General features: G+C 61.5%; 18 protein-coding genes. 9 read left to right on the top strand and 9 right to left on the bottom strand.

Going from position 1 to position 18,205, the window contains the following annotated elements; genetic code table 11:
* Positions 1-72 precede the first annotated feature (72 nt).
* Positions 73-312, top strand: coding sequence for an EF-hand domain-containing protein (locus BM151_RS18880; RefSeq protein ID WP_090062537.1), 240 nt, complete (start codon positions 73-75; stop codon positions 310-312).
* 57 nt (positions 313-369) lie between these two features.
* On the opposite strand, the gene BM151_RS18875 is transcribed toward BM151_RS18880, so the two are convergent.
* From BM151_RS18875 to leuC, 3 genes are all read right to left on the bottom strand, one after another.
* Positions 370-888 carry an HdeD family acid-resistance protein gene (locus BM151_RS18875; RefSeq protein WP_090062533.1) on the bottom strand — a complete coding sequence of 173 codons (519 nt, stop codon included), beginning with the start codon at positions 886-888 and terminating at the stop codon, positions 370-372.
* A 137-nt stretch (positions 889-1,025) separates the two neighbouring features.
* A complete protein-coding gene (leuD, locus tag BM151_RS18870; protein WP_090062529.1) occupies positions 1,026-1,631 on the bottom strand; it encodes a 3-isopropylmalate dehydratase small subunit in 606 nt (201 codons plus the stop codon).
* 12 nt (positions 1,632-1,643) lie between these two features.
* Positions 1,644-3,053: a 3-isopropylmalate dehydratase large subunit gene (gene leuC, locus BM151_RS18865; protein WP_090062526.1), complete on the bottom strand. Its 1,410-nt coding sequence runs from the start codon at positions 3,051-3,053 to the stop codon at positions 1,644-1,646.
* A gap of 360 nt (positions 3,054-3,413) precedes the next feature.
* Between leuC and BM151_RS18860 the strand changes: the two genes are divergently transcribed.
* From BM151_RS18860 to BM151_RS18830, 7 genes are all read left to right on the top strand, one after another.
* Positions 3,414-4,682: a mechanosensitive ion channel family protein gene (locus BM151_RS18860; RefSeq protein WP_090062898.1), complete on the top strand. Its 1,269-nt coding sequence runs from the start codon at positions 3,414-3,416 to the stop codon at positions 4,680-4,682.
* 176 nt (positions 4,683-4,858) lie between these two features.
* Positions 4,859-5,260, top strand: a complete 402-nt coding sequence (gene rsfS / locus BM151_RS18855) for a ribosome silencing factor (RefSeq protein ID WP_090062524.1) — start codon at positions 4,859-4,861, stop codon at positions 5,258-5,260.
* Positions 5,260-5,730 carry a 23S rRNA (pseudouridine(1915)-N(3))-methyltransferase RlmH gene (rlmH, locus tag BM151_RS18850; RefSeq protein WP_090062521.1) on the top strand — a complete coding sequence of 157 codons (471 nt, stop codon included), beginning with the start codon at positions 5,260-5,262 and terminating at the stop codon, positions 5,728-5,730. The genes rsfS and rlmH overlap by 1 nt, the downstream gene beginning before the upstream one ends.
* A 103-nt stretch (positions 5,731-5,833) precedes the next feature.
* The gene (gpmI, locus tag BM151_RS18845; RefSeq protein WP_090062518.1) at positions 5,834-7,360 is read left to right on the top strand and encodes a 2,3-bisphosphoglycerate-independent phosphoglycerate mutase; all 1,527 of its coding nucleotides are present in this window, start codon (positions 5,834-5,836) and stop codon (positions 7,358-7,360) included.
* Entirely contained in the window at positions 7,357-8,514 is a 1,158-nt protein-coding gene (locus tag BM151_RS18840; RefSeq protein WP_090062516.1) for a murein hydrolase activator EnvC family protein, read from the top strand. The genes gpmI and BM151_RS18840 overlap by 4 nt, the downstream gene beginning before the upstream one ends.
* A 45-nt stretch (positions 8,515-8,559) precedes the next feature.
* Positions 8,560-9,888: a S41 family peptidase gene (locus BM151_RS18835; RefSeq protein ID WP_090062512.1), complete on the top strand. Its 1,329-nt coding sequence runs from the start codon at positions 8,560-8,562 to the stop codon at positions 9,886-9,888.
* Between the two features lie 59 nt (positions 9,889-9,947).
* Entirely contained in the window at positions 9,948-10,427 is a 480-nt protein-coding gene (locus BM151_RS18830) for an RNA pyrophosphohydrolase (protein ID WP_090062509.1), read from the top strand.
* Positions 10,428-10,452: 25 nt separating this feature from the next.
* Here the strand turns inward: BM151_RS18830 and BM151_RS18825 are convergent, their stop codons facing one another.
* From BM151_RS18825 to dapE, 5 genes are all read right to left on the bottom strand, one after another.
* The gene (locus BM151_RS18825; RefSeq protein WP_090062507.1) at positions 10,453-11,727 is read right to left on the bottom strand and encodes a lytic murein transglycosylase; all 1,275 of its coding nucleotides are present in this window, start codon (positions 11,725-11,727) and stop codon (positions 10,453-10,455) included.
* Between the two features lie 106 nt (positions 11,728-11,833).
* Positions 11,834-14,092, bottom strand: coding sequence for a ribonuclease R (gene rnr / locus BM151_RS18820; RefSeq protein WP_090062504.1), 2,259 nt, complete (start codon positions 14,090-14,092; stop codon positions 11,834-11,836).
* Between the two features lie 80 nt (positions 14,093-14,172).
* Positions 14,173-14,778, bottom strand: a complete 606-nt coding sequence (locus BM151_RS18815) for a TIGR04282 family arsenosugar biosynthesis glycosyltransferase (RefSeq protein ID WP_090062895.1) — start codon at positions 14,776-14,778, stop codon at positions 14,173-14,175.
* Between the two features lie 29 nt (positions 14,779-14,807).
* Entirely contained in the window at positions 14,808-15,233 is a 426-nt protein-coding gene (locus tag BM151_RS18810) for a GNAT family N-acetyltransferase (RefSeq protein ID WP_090062501.1), read from the bottom strand.
* On the bottom strand, positions 15,230-16,375 hold the full coding sequence (dapE, locus tag BM151_RS18805; protein WP_090062498.1) for a succinyl-diaminopimelate desuccinylase: 1,146 nt from the start codon (positions 16,373-16,375) through the stop codon (positions 15,230-15,232). Before dapE ends, BM151_RS18810 begins: the two co-directional genes overlap by 4 nt.
* Before the next feature lie 310 nt (positions 16,376-16,685).
* Between dapE and BM151_RS18795 the strand changes: the two genes are divergently transcribed.
* Positions 16,686-17,738, top strand: coding sequence for a transporter substrate-binding domain-containing protein (locus BM151_RS18795; protein WP_090062492.1), 1,053 nt, complete (start codon positions 16,686-16,688; stop codon positions 17,736-17,738).
* Between the two features lie 50 nt (positions 17,739-17,788).
* On the opposite strand, the gene BM151_RS18790 is transcribed toward BM151_RS18795, so the two are convergent.
* The gene (locus tag BM151_RS18790) at positions 17,789-18,139 is read right to left on the bottom strand and encodes a hypothetical protein (RefSeq protein ID WP_090062489.1); all 351 of its coding nucleotides are present in this window, start codon (positions 18,137-18,139) and stop codon (positions 17,789-17,791) included.
* Positions 18,140-18,205: the final 66 nt, after the last annotated feature.

The raw sequence follows: 18,205 nt of genomic DNA, 5'->3' as shown, positions 1-18,205 counted from the left end.
CAGCGGTTCAAACCCGTTTCGATTTGCCCGCCGGAAGACCCGCGGGCAACAACCCAAGAAAGGATACTGAACATGAAAAAGATTGCATTCACCCTCGGCGCTCTGACCCTCGCTGCCGCACCGGCTTTTGCGCAAACGGAACTCGTCGACAGCGACGAGAACGGCACCTATTCGATGGCGGAGATGCTCGTCGCCTATCCGGACATGAGCGAAGAGACCTTTGCCGCGATCGACACGGATGAGAGCGGCGAGATCTCCATCGAGGAACTGGCCGCGGCCCAGACCGACGGTCTGCTCCCGACCATGGAATAATCCCAAGGCATGGCGGCTCGAAAGGGCCGCCATTTCTCCCAAAACTTGTCGAACAGCTTATCGACGATTGCGCAGGAACAGGCCAAACCCGATGAGCCCCATGCCATCGACCAAGAGATCGATGCCAAGGAGAAGCCCCAGGAGCGAGAGCGAGATCGCAGCGAAATAGGCGACGATATAGCTGCCAAGAAGAACCGTTGCAGCCCCCGAAAAAAGCAACATCCAGAAATAGCCGGTCTCGCGCATCCGCCACGCCATCATGAGCCGGATCACCCCGGAGGCGAGAAGAAACCCGGTGACCACAATGGTCAGGGACACGGTGCCCTCGACCGGATTGGCGATGAAACTCACCCCGATCATCAGGCTCACCAGCCCCCAGAGCAGAGAGAACAGCCGATGCTCCTGAGATGCCTCTGCGGAGAACCCGGCCCAAAGCTTGGCCGCCCCGGCAATGGCAAAGACAGTCCCCAGAAGGATCGTCACGGCCAGCGAGGCCACGATGGTATTGCCGAGCGCTAGGAGGCCGAAGACAAAACTCAAGGCACCGATGCTCACCCAGGTTTTCCAGTTGGTCATGAGACCCTCCTCTGCGTAGAACCTCTGACCTTCATATATGACGGCTGCGCCAAATAAAAACGGCGAGCCCGGGCCCGCCGTTTCAATCTTTTGATGCTCCGCGTGAACGGATCGCGATCAGGTCAAATACGCCCCGGTCAGACCCAGGGACGCTCCTGTGCCATCTTGCCCTCGAACGCATCGATATCCTTGACGTTGTTCATCGTCAGGCCGATGTCGTCGAGACCTTCGAGCAGGCAGTGTTTCTTGAACGCGTCAACCTCGAACGGGAAGCTCTCGCCATCCGAAGTGGTCACGGTCTGCGCTTCGAGATCGACCACCATGCGGGCGTTGGAGCCTTTCTCGGCATCCTTCATCAGCACATCCACAACCTCTTGCGGCATCACGATCGGCAGAATGCCGTTCTTGAAGCAGTTGTTGTAGAAAATGTCGGCGAAAGACGTGGAGATCACGCATTTGATGCCGAAATCCGCAATCGCCCAAGGCGCGTGTTCGCGCGAGGAGCCACAGCCGAAGTTGTCGCCGGCGACAAGGATCTGCGTGTCGCGATACTGCGGTTTGTTCAGGACGAAATCGGGGTTTTCATTGCCCTGACGGTCATAACGCATCTCGTCAAAGAGATTCACACCAAGGCCGGAGCGCTTGATGGTTTTCAGGAACACCTTGGGGATGATCATATCCGTGTCGATGTTCACCAGCGGCATGGGCGCCGCGATACCGGTCAGTTTTTCGAACTTTTCCATTCTGCTGGCTCCTTACATCAGCTCGCGAACATCGGTCAGGTGACCGGTAATGGCAGCGGCGGCAGCCATGGCCGGCGACACGAGATGGGTGCGGCCCTTGTAGCCTTGCCGCCCCTCGAAGTTGCGGTTCGAGGTGGACGCGCAACGCTCGCCCTCGGCCAGCTGGTCGGGGTTCATCGCCAGACACATCGAGCACCCCGCAAGGCGCCATTCGAACCCGGCCTCTTTGAAGATGTCGGCGAGACCTTCCTCTTCGGCTTGCGCGCGCACGAGACCGGAGCCAGGCACGACCATGGCCCGCATACCGTCCTTGATCTTCTTGCCTTTGAGGATCTCGGCGGCGGCGCGCAGATCCTCGATCCGGCCGTTGGTGCAGGAGCCGATGAACACCGTGTCGATCTGGATGTCGGTCAGTTTCTGACCCACTTCGAGCCCCATGTATTCGATGGCGCGTTTCGCCGCGTCCACCTTGCCGCCTTTGAACGACTCGGGCGCGGGCACCACGGCGGAAATCGGCAGAACGTCCTCGGGCGAGGTGCCCCAGGTCACGACCGGCTCGATCTCTTCGCCCTTGAGCGTCACGACCTTGTCGAAATGCGCGCCCTCATCGGTGTAGAGGGTTTTCCACCAATTCAGCGCCGCTTCCCATTGCGCGCCTTTCGGGGCGTGCGGGCGGCCTTTGACATATTCAAAAGTGACCTCATCCGGGGCGATCAGACCGGCACGGGCGCCACCCTCGATCGCCATGTTACAGACGGTCATCCGGCCTTCCATCGACAGATCGCGGATCGCTTCGCCGCAATACTCAATCACGTAGCCGGTGCCACCGGCGGTGCCGGTCTCGCCGATCACGGCGAGGGTGATGTCCTTGGCGGTCACACCGGGCTTCAGCTTGCCGGTGATCTCCACCTTCATGTTCTTGGACTTCTTCTGGATCAACGTCTGGGTCGCCAGAACGTGTTCGACCTCGGAAGTGCCGATACCATGGGCCAACGCGCCAAAAGCGCCGTGCGTCGCTGTGTGGCTGTCACCACAGACCACAGTCATGCCCGGCAGGGTCCAGCCCTGCTCCGGGCCGACGATGTGCACGATGCCCTGACGAATGTCAGACACCGGGTAGTAATTCACACCGAATTCCTTGGCGTTCTTGTCGAGGGCTTCGACCTGAATGCGGCTCTCTTCGTTGGCGATCACACCGGACACGCGGTCCAAAGTGGTCGGCACGTTGTGATCCGGCACGGCGATGGTCTTTTCCGGCGCGCGCACCTTGCGGCCCGCCATGCGCAGACCTTCAAAGGCCTGAGGCGAGGTCACTTCGTGGACGAGGTGGCGGTCGATATAGAGCAGGCAGGTGCCATCCTCTTGCTCATGGGCCACATGGGCGTCCCAGATTTTATCATAGAGTGTCTTCGGGGCGGTCATTTCGCTCTCCCGTGGATGTTCTTGGAATATGGAATTACGTCAACAGGCGTGCAGCCACGCCAAAAGGCCCGACTTCAAAGTCGGGCTAGGACGGACTGCATTGCGCCGTGGAATCTCCATGGCAGCCATGCACGGTCTGCGATCTCAAACATACGTTCCATGCCCGATCACATATAGGCTGCCGATGAGTCCCGCAAGGGAGATGCTGCCGCCATCCGTGCAAGCGGAGCGCCACGCTTGCAGGGGGCGGCCCGCCCGTGCCAAGCTGCGAGAAAAAGGGAAGGCGCATTGGACCCGGCACAGCTCTCTGACCAGCTCTCGAACCAGCTCACCGGTATTCTCGGTGACACCGGCGGCGATATGTTGTCATTCCTGCAAGGCTTGCTGCGCCGGTGGAACCTTTACCAGATCGTGATCTCGGCGGCGGCGCTGATCATCGCCCTGGTCCTCGGACGCACGCTCTCGACCCATATGCGGGGCTGGATGCGCAGCCTAGAAGGTCGACCGAAATGGCAGCTTCGCGCTCTGTTGGCGGTGGAAAAGCGTCTGGCACTGATCGTCTGGGCCCTGCTCCTTTGGGCCACCTACCTGGTGATGCACGAGATCACTTGGCCGTCGCGATCCTATCTGATCGGCATCCTCGCCAAGGTCGTTTCAGCCTGGATTGGGGTCGAATTCGTCGTCCATCTGATCCGCAACCGGGCGCTCAGACGTCTCAGCCGCTGGGGGCTCTGGGCCTATGTGACGCTGTATTTCTTCGGTGGGCTCGACTCGGCGGCGAGCTTTCTCGACAATCTGGCGATCTCCTTCGGCACCTTCCGCCTCTCGGCGCTTTCCGTGCTCAAGGCGCTGGTGGTCACCGGGCTTCTGTTCACCTTCGCGCGGTTGATCTCCGGTCAGACGTCGACCCGAATCCGGCGCAATGAAGATATCTCCCCCTCGATGCGCGAGTTGATCATCAAGGGCGTGCAGGTCTCTCTCTATGGCGCCGCCTTCTTTATCGGCCTCAAGGCCGTGGGCTTCGATCTCACCGGGCTTGCCGTGCTCTCGGGGGCCATCGGTGTCGGGCTCGGCTTCGGGCTTCAGAAAGTCGTCTCCAACCTGGTCTCCGGCGTGATCATCCTGTTGGACAAGTCGATCAAGCCCGGGGATGTCATTTCGCTGGGCGAGACCTTCGGCTGGATCAACACGCTGGGCGCACGCTACGCCTCGATCACCACCCGGGACGGCAAGGAATTCCTGATCCCCAATGAGGATCTGATCACCGGCCAGGTGGTGAACTGGTCGCACACCAATGATTTTGTCCGGCTCGACATCTATTTCGGCACCGCCTATGGCGACGACCCGCATAAGGTGCGCGAGATCGCCATCGAGGCGGCAAAATCCGTGGATCGCGTGCTCACCAGCAAACCGCCGGTCTGTCACATCGTCGGTTTTGGCGACAGCTCGGTCGATTACATCCTGCGCTTCTGGATCACCGACCCGACCGGCGGGCTGACCAATGTGCGCGGCAATGTCTATCTGGCGCTCTGGGACGCCTTCAAAGCCCATGAAATTTCGATCCCCTTCCCGCAGCGCGAAGTCCGTGTGCTCGAAGGGTCCAGCCTGAGCACCAAAGCGCTCGATTGATTGCAGATTCATCCCTGATCAGGTCCACTGTGGCCCAAATATTGAGATTTGACCGAAGCGATGCTACATTTGACCTATGCCCAGCGCCGGGGCGGAACGGCGCCTATCCCAAGGAGGACTATGTCCTGTCTCACGCACAGAGCGCGGCAACGAATGCCGCAACCCCGGAGACGCTCATGACGAGTGCCATGCCGGAACAAATCGGTGGCGAGCAATTGCTCGACTTCGTGACCCATTCCCTCGATCAAGACAAAGCCGAAGACCTCGTGTCCATCGACCTTCAGGGCAAATCTGAAGTCGCCGATTACATGGTCATTTGCTCGGGCCGCTCAACCCGTCAGGTCTCGGCCATGGCCGAGAAACTCTCCGACACGCTGAAACAGCGCTTCGGCATCTTTTCGCGGGTCGAGGGCAAGGACCAGGGTGACTGGGTGCTGATCGATGCGGGCGATGTGATCGTCCATATCTTCCGCCCGGAGGTCCGCGACTTCTACCAGCTCGAAAAAATGTGGATGTCCCCGGAAGAGGCCAAAGAGGCGCTTGCCGGCAAATCCGCGACCCTGTCGACCGAGAGCTGATGCGGGTCCAGATATGTGCCGTGGGCCGGCTGCGCGCCGGTCCCGAGGCGGCACTGATTGACGATTACACCACCCGGTTCGACCGTACCGGGCGCGCTCTGGGGCTCGGCCCTCTGACCATCTCCGAAGTCGAGGACAAGAAGGGCGGCGGCATGAAAGCCGAGGCGCAGCTCTTGGAACGAGCCCTGCCGAAGGGCGCGGTGATCGTGACGATGGACGAGCGCGGCAAGCTGATCTCCTCGCCGGAATTTGCCAACAAACTCGCCGAGTGGCGCGACACCGGCCGCTCGGATGTCGCCTTTGTTATCGGGGGGGCGGACGGCATCGACCCGAGCCTGCGGACACAGGCGGATTTTTCCATTTCCCTAGGCAAAATGGTCTGGCCGCATATGCTGGCCCGCGCCATGCTGACCGAACAGCTCTACCGCGCCGCCTCCATTCTCGCCGGCGCACCGTATCATCGCGTCTGATCAGAGGAAATTTACCCGCTCAGGAACCTTCTTGGTTCAACTGCAAGACGTCTGGCGTTAGACAGAGGGCAATTGCGTTGCTCTCGTGAAAAGGAAGCCCGTCATGGCCACACCGAAACCCGTCGTTCTCTGTATTCTCGATGGTTGGGGGATTGGCCCGACCGATGAGGCCAACGCCCCTGTTCTGGCAAAAACGCCAACCTTTGACCGGCTGATGGCCGAGTGCCCGAACAACACGCTGATCACCTTTGGTCCCGATGTCGGCCTGCCCACCGGACAGATGGGCAACTCCGAGGTCGGCCACACCAATATCGGCGCGGGCCGGGTGGTGGCAATGGATCTGGGCCAGATCGACCTCGCCATCGAAGACGGGTCGTTCTTCAAAAATGAAGCCATTCTCAAATTCGCCGCAGAGGTCAAAGCCGCGGGCGGCACCGCGCATCTGATGGGGTTGATCTCGGATGGTGGCGTGCATGGTCATATCGAACACACGCTGGCCGCCGCGAAACTGGTCACCGAGCAAGGCGTGCCGGTGGTGATCCACGCGATCACCGACGGGCGCGATGTACCGCCGCAATCCTCGGACAAGTTCCTCGCCGATCTCGCCGCCCGCCTGCCCGAAGGGGCCAGCATCGGCACGGTGATCGGTCGCTATTACGCCATGGACCGCGACAACCGTTGGGAACGCGTGTCCCAGGCCTATGACGCGATGATCCATGGTAAGGGCGTCGAGACCGCGCCGGATGCGGTGACGGCGGTCAAAGCCTCTTACGCGCGTGGCGATGTGGACGAATTCATCAAGGCCACGGTGATCGACGGCTACACCGGCGTGAAAGAGGGCGACGGCTTCTTCTGCAACAACTTCCGCGCCGACCGGGCGCGCGAAATCCTGCGCGCCATCGGTGAGCCGGACTTTGCCGAGTTCGACATCGGGGATCGCCCGACATTCTCGGCGCTCTTGGGCATGGTGGAATATTCCACCGATCACAACGCCTATATGCAGACCGCCTACCCGCCGCGCGACATCCGCAACACGCTGGGCGAATGGGTGGCCAAGAAGGGCCTCAAGCAATTCCGTCTCGCCGAGACCGAGAAATACCCGCATGTCACCTTCTTCCTGAACGGCGGCAAGGAAGTGCCCGAGGTGGGCGAAGACCGGTTCATGCCCAAATCGCCGAAAGTGGCGACCTACGATCTGCAACCCGAGATGAGTGAACCGGAAGTGGCGGAGAAATTCGTCTGGGCGATCGACGAGGGCTATGACCTGATCGTCACCAATTTCGCCAACCCGGACATGGTCGGGCATACCGGCATTCTCGAGGCCGCCATGGCCGCTTGCGAAGCTGTGGACGATGGTCTGGGCAAGGTCGTCGCCGAACTGGAAAAGGTCGGGGGCGCAATGCTGGTGATCGCGGATCACGGCAATTGCGAAACCATGGTGGATCCGGAGACCGGCGGGCCGCACACCGCGCATACGACGAACCCGGTGCCGGTAATCCTGTTCGGCGGCCCCGAGGGGGCGAAACTGCGCGATGGCGGTCGCTTGGCCGATGTCGCACCGACGATCCTCGAACTCATGGGGCTCGAGCAGCCCCCCGAGATGACCGGCGTGAGCCTGATCGTCAAATGAGGTCACGCATCTCCGCACTCTGCGCCGCAGTGCTGTTTACCGGCCTGTTTGCAGCCCTGTCCGGCCCGGTGCTGGCACAGGAAGCAAGCCCTGCGGCGCTGGCGGAAGATGCTCTGGCGCAATTCAACGCCGCCCACGCCCGGCTGGAACAGGCCGAGTCGGCCCCGGATCGGGTCAAGGCGCTCACCGGTGTGGTGCAGGCCTATGAAAACGGACTTGAGGCGATGCGCGCCGGCTTGCGGCAAGTCTCGCTACGCGAGGCGGAACTGTCGCGCCAGTTTGCCGATGAAAGCGGCCGGTTCTCGCAGCTTCTGGGCGTGTTGATCGGTATGAAACCCGATGCTTCTCCCGAGGCGCTGGTACATCCGAACGGGCCGCTGGGGCAGGCCCGCGCCGGCATGCTGGTCTCCGCCGTCACCCCCGGGCTTCAGGCCGAGGTCGAGAACATGCGGGTACGGCTCGAAGAGGTGCAGATTCTGCGGGAATTGCAGAGCGATGCGCTCGACACCCTGTCGAAAGGGCTGCAGGACGTGCAACAGGCCCGCACGGACCTGTCGCAGGCCATGTCCGATCGCACCGATCTGCCGCACCGCTTCACCACCGATGCGGAGCGGATGCAGGTGCTGATCGACAGCTCAGAAAGCCTCGAAAGCTTTGCCACCGGCCTGGCGGTGATGGATGTGGTCGATGGGATCACACCGCTGCCGAACCTGGCCGCGAGCCGGGGCACCTGGCCCATGCCCGCACCCGGGCGGTTGCTCCGGAGCTATAACGAGGCCGATGCTGCGGGCGTCAAACGCCCCGGCTGGCTCTGGGCCACCCGCCCGCTGTCTCTGGTCACCACACCCTGGCCGGCGACCCTGCGCTACAAGGGGCCTTTTCTCGACTACGGAAACGTGATCATCCTTGAGCCCGGAAATGACGTATTGCTCGTATTGGCTGGTCTCGATGAGGTCTATGGTGATGTCGGTGCCGTGCTTCCTGCAGGCACTGCTGTCGGCCTCATGGGCGGCGCAGCCCCCGATCTCGACGCCTTTGTCAAAAATGCCACCCAAGGCACTGGCGCCGCTTTGTCGGAGACGCTTTATATAGAGGTAAGAGAGGGCGGGCAGCCCGTGAACCCGGAACGCTGGTTTGCCGATGCTCCGCTTTGAGACGGTCAAGGGCACGCTAACACGCGTACCGGAGAGAGGAAAGAGATGAAGAAATATCTGATGGCTGGCGTCGCCGGCATTTTGGCAGGCACGTTGATCTCGACGCAATTCGCCGGTCCGCTTCTGGCTCAGGAGGCCGAGAAGAACACCAATGTCTATGAACAGCTCGATCTGTTCGGCGATGTCTTCGAACGCATCCGCGCGCAATATGTCGAGGATGTCGACCCCGAGGCGCTGATCGAATCGGCGATCGACGGCATGCTTTCCTCGCTCGATCCGCATTCCTCCTATCTCTCTCCAAAAGACGCCGCCGATATGCGGGTGCAGACTTCCGGCTCCTTTGGCGGTCTGGGTATCGAAGTCACCCAGGAAGACGGGATCGTCAAGGTCGTCGCCCCGATGGACGGCACGCCGGCCGATATCGCCGGTGTCGAGACCGGGGATTTCATCACCGCTGTCGATGGCCAGAGCGTCATGGGCATGACCCTCGACCAGACGGTCGAGCTGATGCGCGGGCCGGTCGGCTCCGAGATCGTGATCACCGTTGTGCGTGACGGGGTCGAGGAGCCTTTCGACATCTCCATCATCCGCGACACGATCAAGCTGACCGCGGTGCGGTCCCGCGTCGAAGGCAACGCCATCGTGCTGCGGGTGACCACCTTCAACGAACAGACCTATCCGAATCTCGAAAGCGGGTTGAAAGACGGCATCGAGGAGCTGGGCGGCATCGACAACGTGAACGGCATCGTCGTCGACCTGCGCAACAACCCCGGCGGCCTTCTGGATCAGGCGATCAAGGTCTCGGATGCTTTCCTCGACGAGGGCGAGATCGTTTCCACCCGTGGCCGCTCCCCGGAAGACAGCACCCGCGCCAATGCCACGCCGGGCGATCTGGCCGAGGGCAAACCCCTCGTCGTGCTGATCAACGGCGGCTCGGCCTCGGCCTCCGAGATTGTCTCCGGTGCCCTGCAGGATCATCACCGGGCGGTGGTCGTCGGCACCAAATCTTTCGGCAAAGGCTCGGTGCAGACCGTGATGCCACTGCGCTCCGACGGCGCCATGCGCCTGACCACGGCGCGGTATTACACGCCTTCGGGCCGCTCGATTCAGGCGCTCGGCATTTCCCCCGACATCGTCGTCCAGCAGCCGCCGCGCCAGCCCGCGGATGCAACTGAGGCCGAGAGCTCGCCGCGGTTCCGCTCCGAGGCCGACCTGCGCGGGGCGCTCAACAATGACAGCCTCACCGAGGACCAGCGCGCCAAGATCGAAGAGGAACGCGCCGCCGCCGAAGAGGCCGCGAAACTGCGCGATGAGGATTTCCAGCTGGCCTATGCGATCGACCTTCTCAAAGGCCTGTCGAAAATCGGCGATTGAGACCGGGATCGGGGCGCCTTCGGGCGCCCTTTTCACCTGCAAGACAGAACGAACATACCATGACCAGAGACCTCTCCACCCTGCCCTACCGCCCCTGCGTCGGGGTCATGCTGCTCGATGAGAGCGGCCGCATCTTCGTCGGCGAACGCAAGGACACCAAGGACGCCTGGCAAATGCCGCAAGGCGGGATCGATCCGGGCGAGGAACCGCAAGAGGCGGCCCTACGCGAGCTCTGGGAAGAGATCGGCGTCACCACGGACCATGTCGACGTGATCGGCCAGACCAGCAACTGGCTGACCTATGACCTGCCCAAACACCTTTTGGGCAAGGTCTGGAAAGGCAAATACCGCGGCCAGAAACAGCTCTGGTTCGTGCTGCGTTTCAAGGGCCGCGACGAGGATGTGAATATCGAGACCGAACACCCGGAATTCGACCGCTGGAAGTGGTCGAATGCCAATGATCTGGTGGCAGAAATCGTGCCCTTCAAACGCGATATCTATATGGCACTGGTCAGGGAGTTCGAGGCGCTTTTGGCCTGAAACCGGCTCCGAAAGCGCCCCTCGCTTATCTCAACAGCGCCATCAGCGCCTGCGACGGGTAGCCATCCGGGGTCACACCCACGGAAGTCTGAAAGGCCCGGATCGCATTGATCGTGTTCGGGCCGATGATCCCGTCCACCTTGTCATCAAGGAAGCCCTTGCGTTTGAGAATACGCTGCATCTGCTGCTTTTCCTTGAAGGACAGGGGCTGATATCCGCGCGGCCAGGCGGCCTGAATCGCCGGTCCGCCCTTCAAACGATCCGACAAATGCCCGACACCGATCACATAGGCATCCGCCTTGTTGTAGCGTTCGAGCACGGCGAAATTGTCGAAAATCATGAAGGCCGCGCCCTGAGCCCCGGCGGGCAAAAGGATCGACGCCCGGCCATAATTCGGAACCGGCTTGCCATCGACCCCAACCACGCCCAGAGCGGCCCAATCGCCGGGGGCACGCATGTTGTCGCGGCGCGCGGACGTATAGTCGAAGCCACGCGGAAGTCGCACTTCGACGCCCCAGGGTTGGCCCTTGTTCCACCCGTGCCGCGCCAGATAGGCCGCCGTCGAGGCCAGCGCATCGGTCGGATCATCCGACCAGATGTCCCGCTTGCCATCGCCATCGCCATCGACCGCGAAAGCCTCGAACGAGGTCGGAATGAACTGGGTGTGCCCCATGGCTCCGGCCCAGCTGCCCTTCATGTTGCGGGGATGGGTGTCCCCCGCCTGCAAAATCTTCAGCGCCGCCAGAAGTTGCCCCTCGAAAAACCGTCCGCGCCGCCCGTCATAAGCGAGCGTTGCCATGGCCTCGATCACGTTGATATCGCCACGATGTTCGCCGTAAGCACTTTCCAGCCCCCAAACGGCGGCCACCACGTATTTGTCGACCCCGAAGCGGCGTTCGATCGCATCGAGCACCCGCGCATGCTGCCGCATGGCTTTCTGACCATTCGATACGCGTGTCGGCGAGGCGGCACTATCGAGATAGTCCCAGATCTGTTTGGTGAACTCGGATTGCTTTCGATCCTTGGCGATCACATCGCTATTGTATTGGATGCCACGAAACGCGCGGGTCAGCACCGTCTCGGAAATGCCTTCGCGCCGGGCGCGGGTCTTGAAAGTCTCGACCCAAGCCTCGAACCCCGCCTGAGATGCCACGTCCTGCACCAAATTCTCCCCCGGAAGTTTCGACGGCTCCCCCGCCATTTGTCCTGCTGCCTGCGCAGGTGAAATATACTGGCTAAGTGAAATATACAGGCCAAGACCCAAAACCGCGGTCGTGGTAAAGGTAGAAAGGGAACGCATTCTGACTGCTCCTATTGGTTTTGGCCGAATCCTAAACCGAATCCTGCGGCCTTAAACCCTCGAAAATCACCACTGGCAAAATCTTGCTGTCTTCGTGATCGTCCGCTCAGGACCGCCGCCTGCGTTCTACCTTCTTCTTGATCTTGGCCCGCTTGACCTTGCCCTTGTTATATTTGCGCGACACCGGTCGGCCCTTGGCCCGGCGCGGTCCGCGCGGCAGCGAAGCCCCATCGACCGACAGAAGTTCCAACTCCAGCCCGCCGGTCACCGGCACCGCCTCGGCGATGCGCACCACCACCTTCTGGCCGATCGAGATCACCATGCCGGTGTCCGATCCCATGAGCGTCTGCTCATCCGGGTCATAGTGAAAGAACTCGGCACCAAGGCTCCGCACCGGCACCAGCCCGTCGGCGCCGGTCTCGTCGAGCTTGACGAAAGCGCCGAATTTCTGAATGCCGGAGATATGCCCGGTCATCTCATTGCCGACACGCTCGCTCAGATAGGAGGCCAGATAGCGATCATTGGTGTCGCGCTCGGCGGTCATCGAGCGACGCTCGGTCTCGGAAATATGCTTGGCGGTCTCTTCCAGACGTTCGATTTCCTCGGGCGACAGACCGTCCTTGCCCCAGCCATGCGCCGCGATCAGCGCCCGGTGCACGATCAGATCGGCATAGCGGCGAATGGGCGAGGTGAAATGCGCGTAAGACCGCAGGGCGAGTCCGAAGTGACCGTAATTCTCCGGGTGATAATAGGCCTGGGTCATCGAGCGCAGAGTGGAGATATTGATCAGCTCGTCGTGATCGCTGCCCTCGGCCTGGGCCAGCAGCTTGTTGAGATGCGAGGTGTGGATCACCTGCCCCTTGGCCAGCGTGAAACCCGAGGCCTGCGCCACTTCCCGGAGCGCATCCATCTTCTCCTGCGACGGCTCTTCGTGCACACGGTACAAAAGTGGCCGGTTGCGATGGAACAGCTCTTCGGCGGCGGCGACATTGGCCAGCACCATGAATTCCTCGATCAGCCGATGCGCGTCGAACCGCTCGGCCACGGCCACGGATTTCACCCGGCCGTCCTCACCCAAGACGATCTTGCGTTCGGGCAGATCCAAATCGAGCGGTTGACGATGTTTGCGGGCCCGGGTCAGCGCCTCGTAGGCGCCATAGAGCGGGGTGATCACCGTCTCCATCAGCGGGCCGCAGGCCTCGTTCACCTGACCATCCCGCGCCGCCTGCACCTCCGCATAATTCAGCGAGGCGGCGGATTTCATCAGCCCGCGCATGAAGCGATGCGAGAGCTTCTTGCCCTCCGAATCGATGACCATGCGCACGGCAAGGCAAGCCCGCGGCACGCCTTCGTGCAGGGAACAGAGATCGCCCGAGAGGCGATCCGGCAACATCGGCACCACGCGATCCGGGAAATAGGTCGAATTGCCGCGCTTCCAGGCTTCGCGATCCAGAGCCGAGCCGGGCGTCACGTAATGCGCCACATCGGCAATCGCCACCCAGAGGATGAAGCCACCTTCATTCTTCGGATCAGGGTCCAACTCGGCCCAAACCGCGTCATCATGGTCGCGCGCATCCGCCGGGTCGATCGTCACCAAAGGCAAATCGCGCAGGTCTTCGCGGCCCTTGAGACCGGCGGGTTTTGCCTTGTCCGCCTCCTCGATCACCGCATCCGGAAAATCATCCGGGATACCATGTTGGTGAATGGCGATGAGCGAGACGGCTTTGGGCGCGCTTGGGTCCCCCAGACGCGTGACGATCCGGGCCTGAGGCAGGCCCATGCGGTTCTTCGGCCCGGATTGTTCCGCCTCGACCAATTCACCATCCTGCGCGCCATGCTCATTGCCGGCGCGCACGAGGTAATCCTTGTCATTGCCCTTGTCGATCGGGACCACGCGCCCGCCCTCGGCGCCCTTGCGGTAGACCCCGAGGATCTTGCGCGGGTTGGAGCCGATTTTGCGAATGAGCCGGGCGAGATACTGATGATCTTCCCCCTTCACCTCTTGCAGCTTGGCGAGGATGCGTTCGCCTTCGCCCAGGGCCGGGTCGCTTTCCCGCAGCGACATCAGCACGCGGGGCTCCGGCCCCTCGCCCGCCCATTCGAGCGGTCGGGCGAAAAGATCGCCATCCTTGTCAGGGGCCAGAACAGAAAGTACGGACACCGGCGGCAGCTTGTCGGGGTCGCGATAGGTCTTGCCGCGCTTGCGCAGATGCCCCTCGTCTTCAAGCTCCTTGAGCACCCGTTTCAAATCGATACGGGCGGCGCCCTTGATGCCAAAGGCCTTGGCGATGTCGCGTTTCGCGGTCTGGGTCGGGTGGTCCGAAATCCACTGAAGAATTTCGTCCTTGGTCGGGATCCTGCTCATAGGATGAATCTATCACGGGTGCTGTGCCCCCACCATGGGCAAAGCACTTTGTCGCGCGGAATTCATGATCGCGAACGAGACTACGAACGATCACCGCCCGCAAGGGTCCCGGAGCACCCCCGATCCACGTAGAAAGCGCTGAAATCCGCACCGCTGTCGATGTCAGACAGTGTCTCCAATCCGGCCCAATTCAGGGATTTCGCAGAAGCAATCGTATCTTGCCGCGCCCAGCGCGTGGACCATCGGACATTCCGCAAGAAGCCGCTCGGTTGGCGCGCCGGATGCCGCAGCCCGATCAGCCAATACCCCCCATCCGTGGCCGGACCGAGACAGGCAGAATGCGAGCCCAAAGCAGCGAAACCCGCCGCAATATGGCGTTTTTCGATCCCCGGAATGTCGGACCCGATGAGACATGTCGGATGGGGGGCACAGGCGCGCAGCGCGCGCGCCATGCGTTGCCCGAGATCCCCGCCGCCTTGCGGGATCCGCGGCAGCTCCGCCGGCCAGAAGCGACTCGTGGAAACGGCGGCATCCGGGGTGACGGCCAGGACGATCTGCCAGCGCGGGTCGGCAAGCCGACGCAGGGTTCTCAGAGCCTCGTGCCGATACCATCGGGTTGCCTGAATGAGACCCAAATCCCGCGCAAGTCGCGTCTTCACGCGCCCGGCACGCGGCTCTTTGACCATGACGATCAATCTGGGTTTCAGGCCGCCGGTCAAAAGGTGAGGACCATGTCCTGATGCGGGATGCCGCCGTCCATGTACTCGTCTCCGATCACGTGAAAGCCGAAGCGTTCGTAAAAGCCGATCGCATGCGTCTGGGCGCCGAGCTTGGCCTGTTTGAGATGCGAACGTTGCCGCAACTCCTGCAAACAGACCTCGATCAGACGCGCCCCGAGCCCGGTGCCACGATGCGATTTCGCGACACAAACCCGGCCGATCTTGCCGATCTCCCCCTGTTCGTAAATGCGGGCGGTGCCGACCGCGGCCCCCGCCGTATCCATCGCCAGAAAATGCGTCGCCACATCGTCGAGGTCGTCGATTTCCTCCTCGAGCGGCACGTTCTGTTCTTCGACGAAGACCTCGAGCCGCAGGGCGAGACAGGCTTTGACATCCTCGGTCACAGTAATCGTCACGCTCATGCGAAATAGTCTCCAATCAGGCGGGAATAGATGGTTTTGAGCATTTCAATATCGGCCACGCCCACATGTTCATCGACCTTGTGCATGGTTTTTCCGACAAGACCGAATTCGACCACCGGGCAGTGGTCTTTGATAAACCGCGCATCCGAGGTGCCGCCCGAGGTCGAGAGCTCGGGACGCTGGCCGGTTACGGTCTCAACGGAATCGGCCACCAGATCGACAAACCGCCCCGGCGGGGTGAGAAAGCTTTCCCCGGAGATCTGGAACCGCACATCGATGTCGATCCCGGTCTCCTCCGTCATCTTTCTCGCCTTGGCCGTCATCCACTCGCTCAGCGACGCCCCGCTATGGGCATCGTTGAAACGGATATTCACCGTGGCCGCGGCCTGGGCCGGGACCACATTGGTGGCAGGGTTGCCGACATCGAATGTGGTCACTTCCAGATTGCTCGCATCGAAATGTTCGGTGCCCTGATCGAGCACATGCTCCGAGAGCTCCGCCATCAAACGGGCCAGCACCGGCACCGGGTTATGAGTGCGCTGCGGATAGGCGACATGGCCCTGAACGCCTCGGGCGGTGAAATAGCCTGTGATCGATCCGCGGCGGCCGATTTTCATCATCTCGCCCATGGTCTCGGGGCAAGTGGGTTCGCCAACGAGGCAATCGCTCATCGCCTCGCCTTGCTCGACCATGTAGTCGAGCAGCGCGATGGTGCCGTCGGTCGCGTCGCCCTCTTCATCACCGGTGATGGTGATGAGGATCGCGGTATCCGTCGGCTCGGTTTGGTTCGCATAATCGCAAGCGGCGGCGACAAAGGCCGCGACACCGGATTTCATATCGGTCGCGCCCCGACCCCAAACAATACCTTCGGAAATCTCCCCGCCAAACGGATCGCGGGTCCAGGCGTCCAGATCACCGACCGGCACGACATCCGTATGGCCATTGAAACCAAGCGTGCGCGCCGCCCCCTTTGCGCCCCAGCGCGCAAACAGGTTCGGTGTGCCATTGCGATCGACCCGGACGCAGGTGAAATTTGCCTCCGAAAGCACGGATTCAAGCAGCGACAAGGCTCCCGCCTCCTGCGGCGTTACGCTTTGACAACGAATCAGAGCGGCGGTCAGTTCGACAGGATCGCAGGTCATTCAGGGTTCCTTTTCGGCAGGGATCAACGGCGAGGACCGGATCAGCATTACCTGCCCATCCGGCAGGGAGCAATCCGTTGGTTGGAACCTGATGGTCACAGCCGCTTTGCCGCGATCACTGTGCCGGCCTGTCGCCTCTCTGCGCCAAAGCAACCCCAAGGCCAAAAGGCATTGCCGGGACTTTGATGCCTCATGAGGCAATCGTTCTCTTGTCTGAGCGTTATCTGCCATCTGTCTCAACCTTATCTCGGATCGAAGATTGAAAGCGTAGCTCGGGTTGTGCCATAGCGGGATCAGATGAGGGAATAACATGATATACACGTTTCGCTTGGCTGCGGCGCTTTTGCTGTGGCTCGGTCCGATCTCCGTATGGGCGCAGGACCTGACGATCAAGACCGTGACGCGCATGCCGTTTTCCATGGAAGTCGACGGTGAACAGACCGGTTTTGCCATGGAGCTCTGGCAGGCGCTGGCGGAAGATCTGGGCTGGGAGTACACGATTTCCCGGGTCGACAGTTTCGCCGACATGCTCGGCGCGATCGAGGACGGCAGCGCAGACGCGGCGGTCGCAAATATCTCGATCACCGCGAACCGTGAATTGGTGATGGATTTCTCACAACCGATTTTCGAAGCGGGCCTCCAGATCATGACCCATGCCGATGGCGGTTCCGTCTCGATCTGGACGGCGATCATGTCGAAGGACATGTTGCTGGCCATCGCCGGGGCCTTCGCACTGCTGTTCGGCGGCGGCATGCTGATGTGGTATTTCGAAAAGCACCATCAGGACTATTTTGCCATGCCGGCCAAAAAGGCGATGTTTCCCGCCTTCTGGTGGGCCCTCAACCTGGTCGTCAACGGAGGCTTCGAAGAACGTCAGCCCCGCTCCCCTCTCGGCCGGGTGTTCGGCGTCTTTCTGGTGATCTCATCGCTGTTTCTGGTGTCGATTTTCGTCGCCCGGATCACCGCGGTTCTCACCATCGACGCGATCCAGTCCAATGTGACCGGGATCAGCGATCTCTACGGCAAACCCATCGGCACGGTTCAGGCCTCGACAGCGGCCGATTTTCTCGAACGCCGCGATCTCAGGTTCGATGCCTATGCCAATCCGGCCGAGCTGATCGACGCCTTTGAGCAGGGTGAGATTGATGCGGTCGTCTTCGATGCGCCGATCCTCGCCTATTACGTGACTCACGAAGGCCGCAAACAGGCCCGCCTCGTCGGTCAGATCTTTTTGCCGGAAAACTACGGGATCGCACTTCCGACCAGCTCGCCCTATGCCGATCAGATCAACCACAGCCTGTTGAAGCTGCGCGAAGACGGTACGTATGACACGATCTACCGCAAGTGGTTCGGTGCCAAATAAGCCTGTCCGGTGCAGCCCCGGGGAGACGGATATGCTGCGCCAGAGAGGCGTCAGTGCCGCTTGCCGTCGTCGCCTTCGTAAAACGGCGTCATCTGCGCCACGACGACCGAGTTTTCGTCCAGTGCGCGTTGCATGAGGGCGCGCTCGTCCTCACCGATCTCATGCCCCATCTCTTCACGCTCGTTGAGCGTGCCATAGCCGGTGACATCCAAGGGCGCAAGATCGGCCTGTTTCAGGATCGCGACCGTTTCGCGCACCGCTTCCGCCTCGTCGACGCCGGAAGCAAAAATCATCAGCGCCCCACCCGTCGCCTCTTTCGGCAGGCCGTCGCCCTCCTTGCGGCCAACTTCGACCAGGAGCGTGTAGACTTTTTGGCGGGAGGGTTTGGATGATTTAGACATGACTCTCCTTTGCGGAGATGGCCCCGGAAAGTCAAGCCGGCTCTCGCCTGCCCCGCCCGGTCGATA

Source organism: Celeribacter neptunius (genome assembly GCF_900113955.1).
Classification (GTDB): domain Bacteria; phylum Pseudomonadota; class Alphaproteobacteria; order Rhodobacterales; family Rhodobacteraceae; genus Celeribacter; species Celeribacter neptunius.
Note: the sequence above shows the minus strand (reverse complement) of the source record. Positions and strands in the feature narration are given on the sequence as shown.

Bases quoted from the DNA above. Each gene is read 5' to 3' on its own strand.
- rsfS (WP_090062524.1), top strand. From the start codon at position 4,859: ATGACGAGTGCCATGCCGGAACAAATCGGTGGCGAGCAATTGCTCGAC.
- leuC (WP_090062526.1), bottom strand. From the start codon at position 3,053: ATGACCGCCCCGAAGACACTCTATGATAAAATCTGGGACGCCCATGTG.
- BM151_RS18825 (WP_090062507.1), bottom strand. From the start codon at position 11,727: ATGCGTTCCCTTTCTACCTTTACCACGACCGCGGTTTTGGGTCTTGGC.
- rlmH (WP_090062521.1), top strand. From the start codon at position 5,260: ATGCGGGTCCAGATATGTGCCGTGGGCCGGCTGCGCGCCGGTCCCGAG.
- rnr (WP_090062504.1), bottom strand. From the start codon at position 14,092: ATGAGCAGGATCCCGACCAAGGACGAAATTCTTCAGTGGATTTCGGAC.
- gpmI (WP_090062518.1), top strand. From the start codon at position 5,834: ATGGCCACACCGAAACCCGTCGTTCTCTGTATTCTCGATGGTTGGGGG.
- leuD (WP_090062529.1), bottom strand. From the start codon at position 1,631: ATGGAAAAGTTCGAAAAACTGACCGGTATCGCGGCGCCCATGCCGCTG.
- BM151_RS18830 (WP_090062509.1), top strand. From the start codon at position 9,948: ATGACCAGAGACCTCTCCACCCTGCCCTACCGCCCCTGCGTCGGGGTC.
- BM151_RS18840 (WP_090062516.1), top strand. From the start codon at position 7,357: ATGAGGTCACGCATCTCCGCACTCTGCGCCGCAGTGCTGTTTACCGGC.
- BM151_RS18875 (WP_090062533.1), bottom strand. From the start codon at position 888: ATGACCAACTGGAAAACCTGGGTGAGCATCGGTGCCTTGAGTTTTGTC.
- dapE (WP_090062498.1), bottom strand. From the start codon at position 16,375: ATGACCTGCGATCCTGTCGAACTGACCGCCGCTCTGATTCGTTGTCAA.
- BM151_RS18810 (WP_090062501.1), bottom strand. From the start codon at position 15,233: ATGAGCGTGACGATTACTGTGACCGAGGATGTCAAAGCCTGTCTCGCC.
- BM151_RS18880 (WP_090062537.1), top strand. From the start codon at position 73: ATGAAAAAGATTGCATTCACCCTCGGCGCTCTGACCCTCGCTGCCGCA.
- BM151_RS18815 (WP_090062895.1), bottom strand. From the start codon at position 14,778: ATGGTCAAAGAGCCGCGTGCCGGGCGCGTGAAGACGCGACTTGCGCGG.
- BM151_RS18860 (WP_090062898.1), top strand. From the start codon at position 3,414: ATGTTGTCATTCCTGCAAGGCTTGCTGCGCCGGTGGAACCTTTACCAG.
- BM151_RS18835 (WP_090062512.1), top strand. From the start codon at position 8,560: ATGAAGAAATATCTGATGGCTGGCGTCGCCGGCATTTTGGCAGGCACG.
- BM151_RS18790 (WP_090062489.1), bottom strand. From the start codon at position 18,139: ATGTCTAAATCATCCAAACCCTCCCGCCAAAAAGTCTACACGCTCCTG.
- BM151_RS18795 (WP_090062492.1), top strand. From the start codon at position 16,686: ATGATATACACGTTTCGCTTGGCTGCGGCGCTTTTGCTGTGGCTCGGT.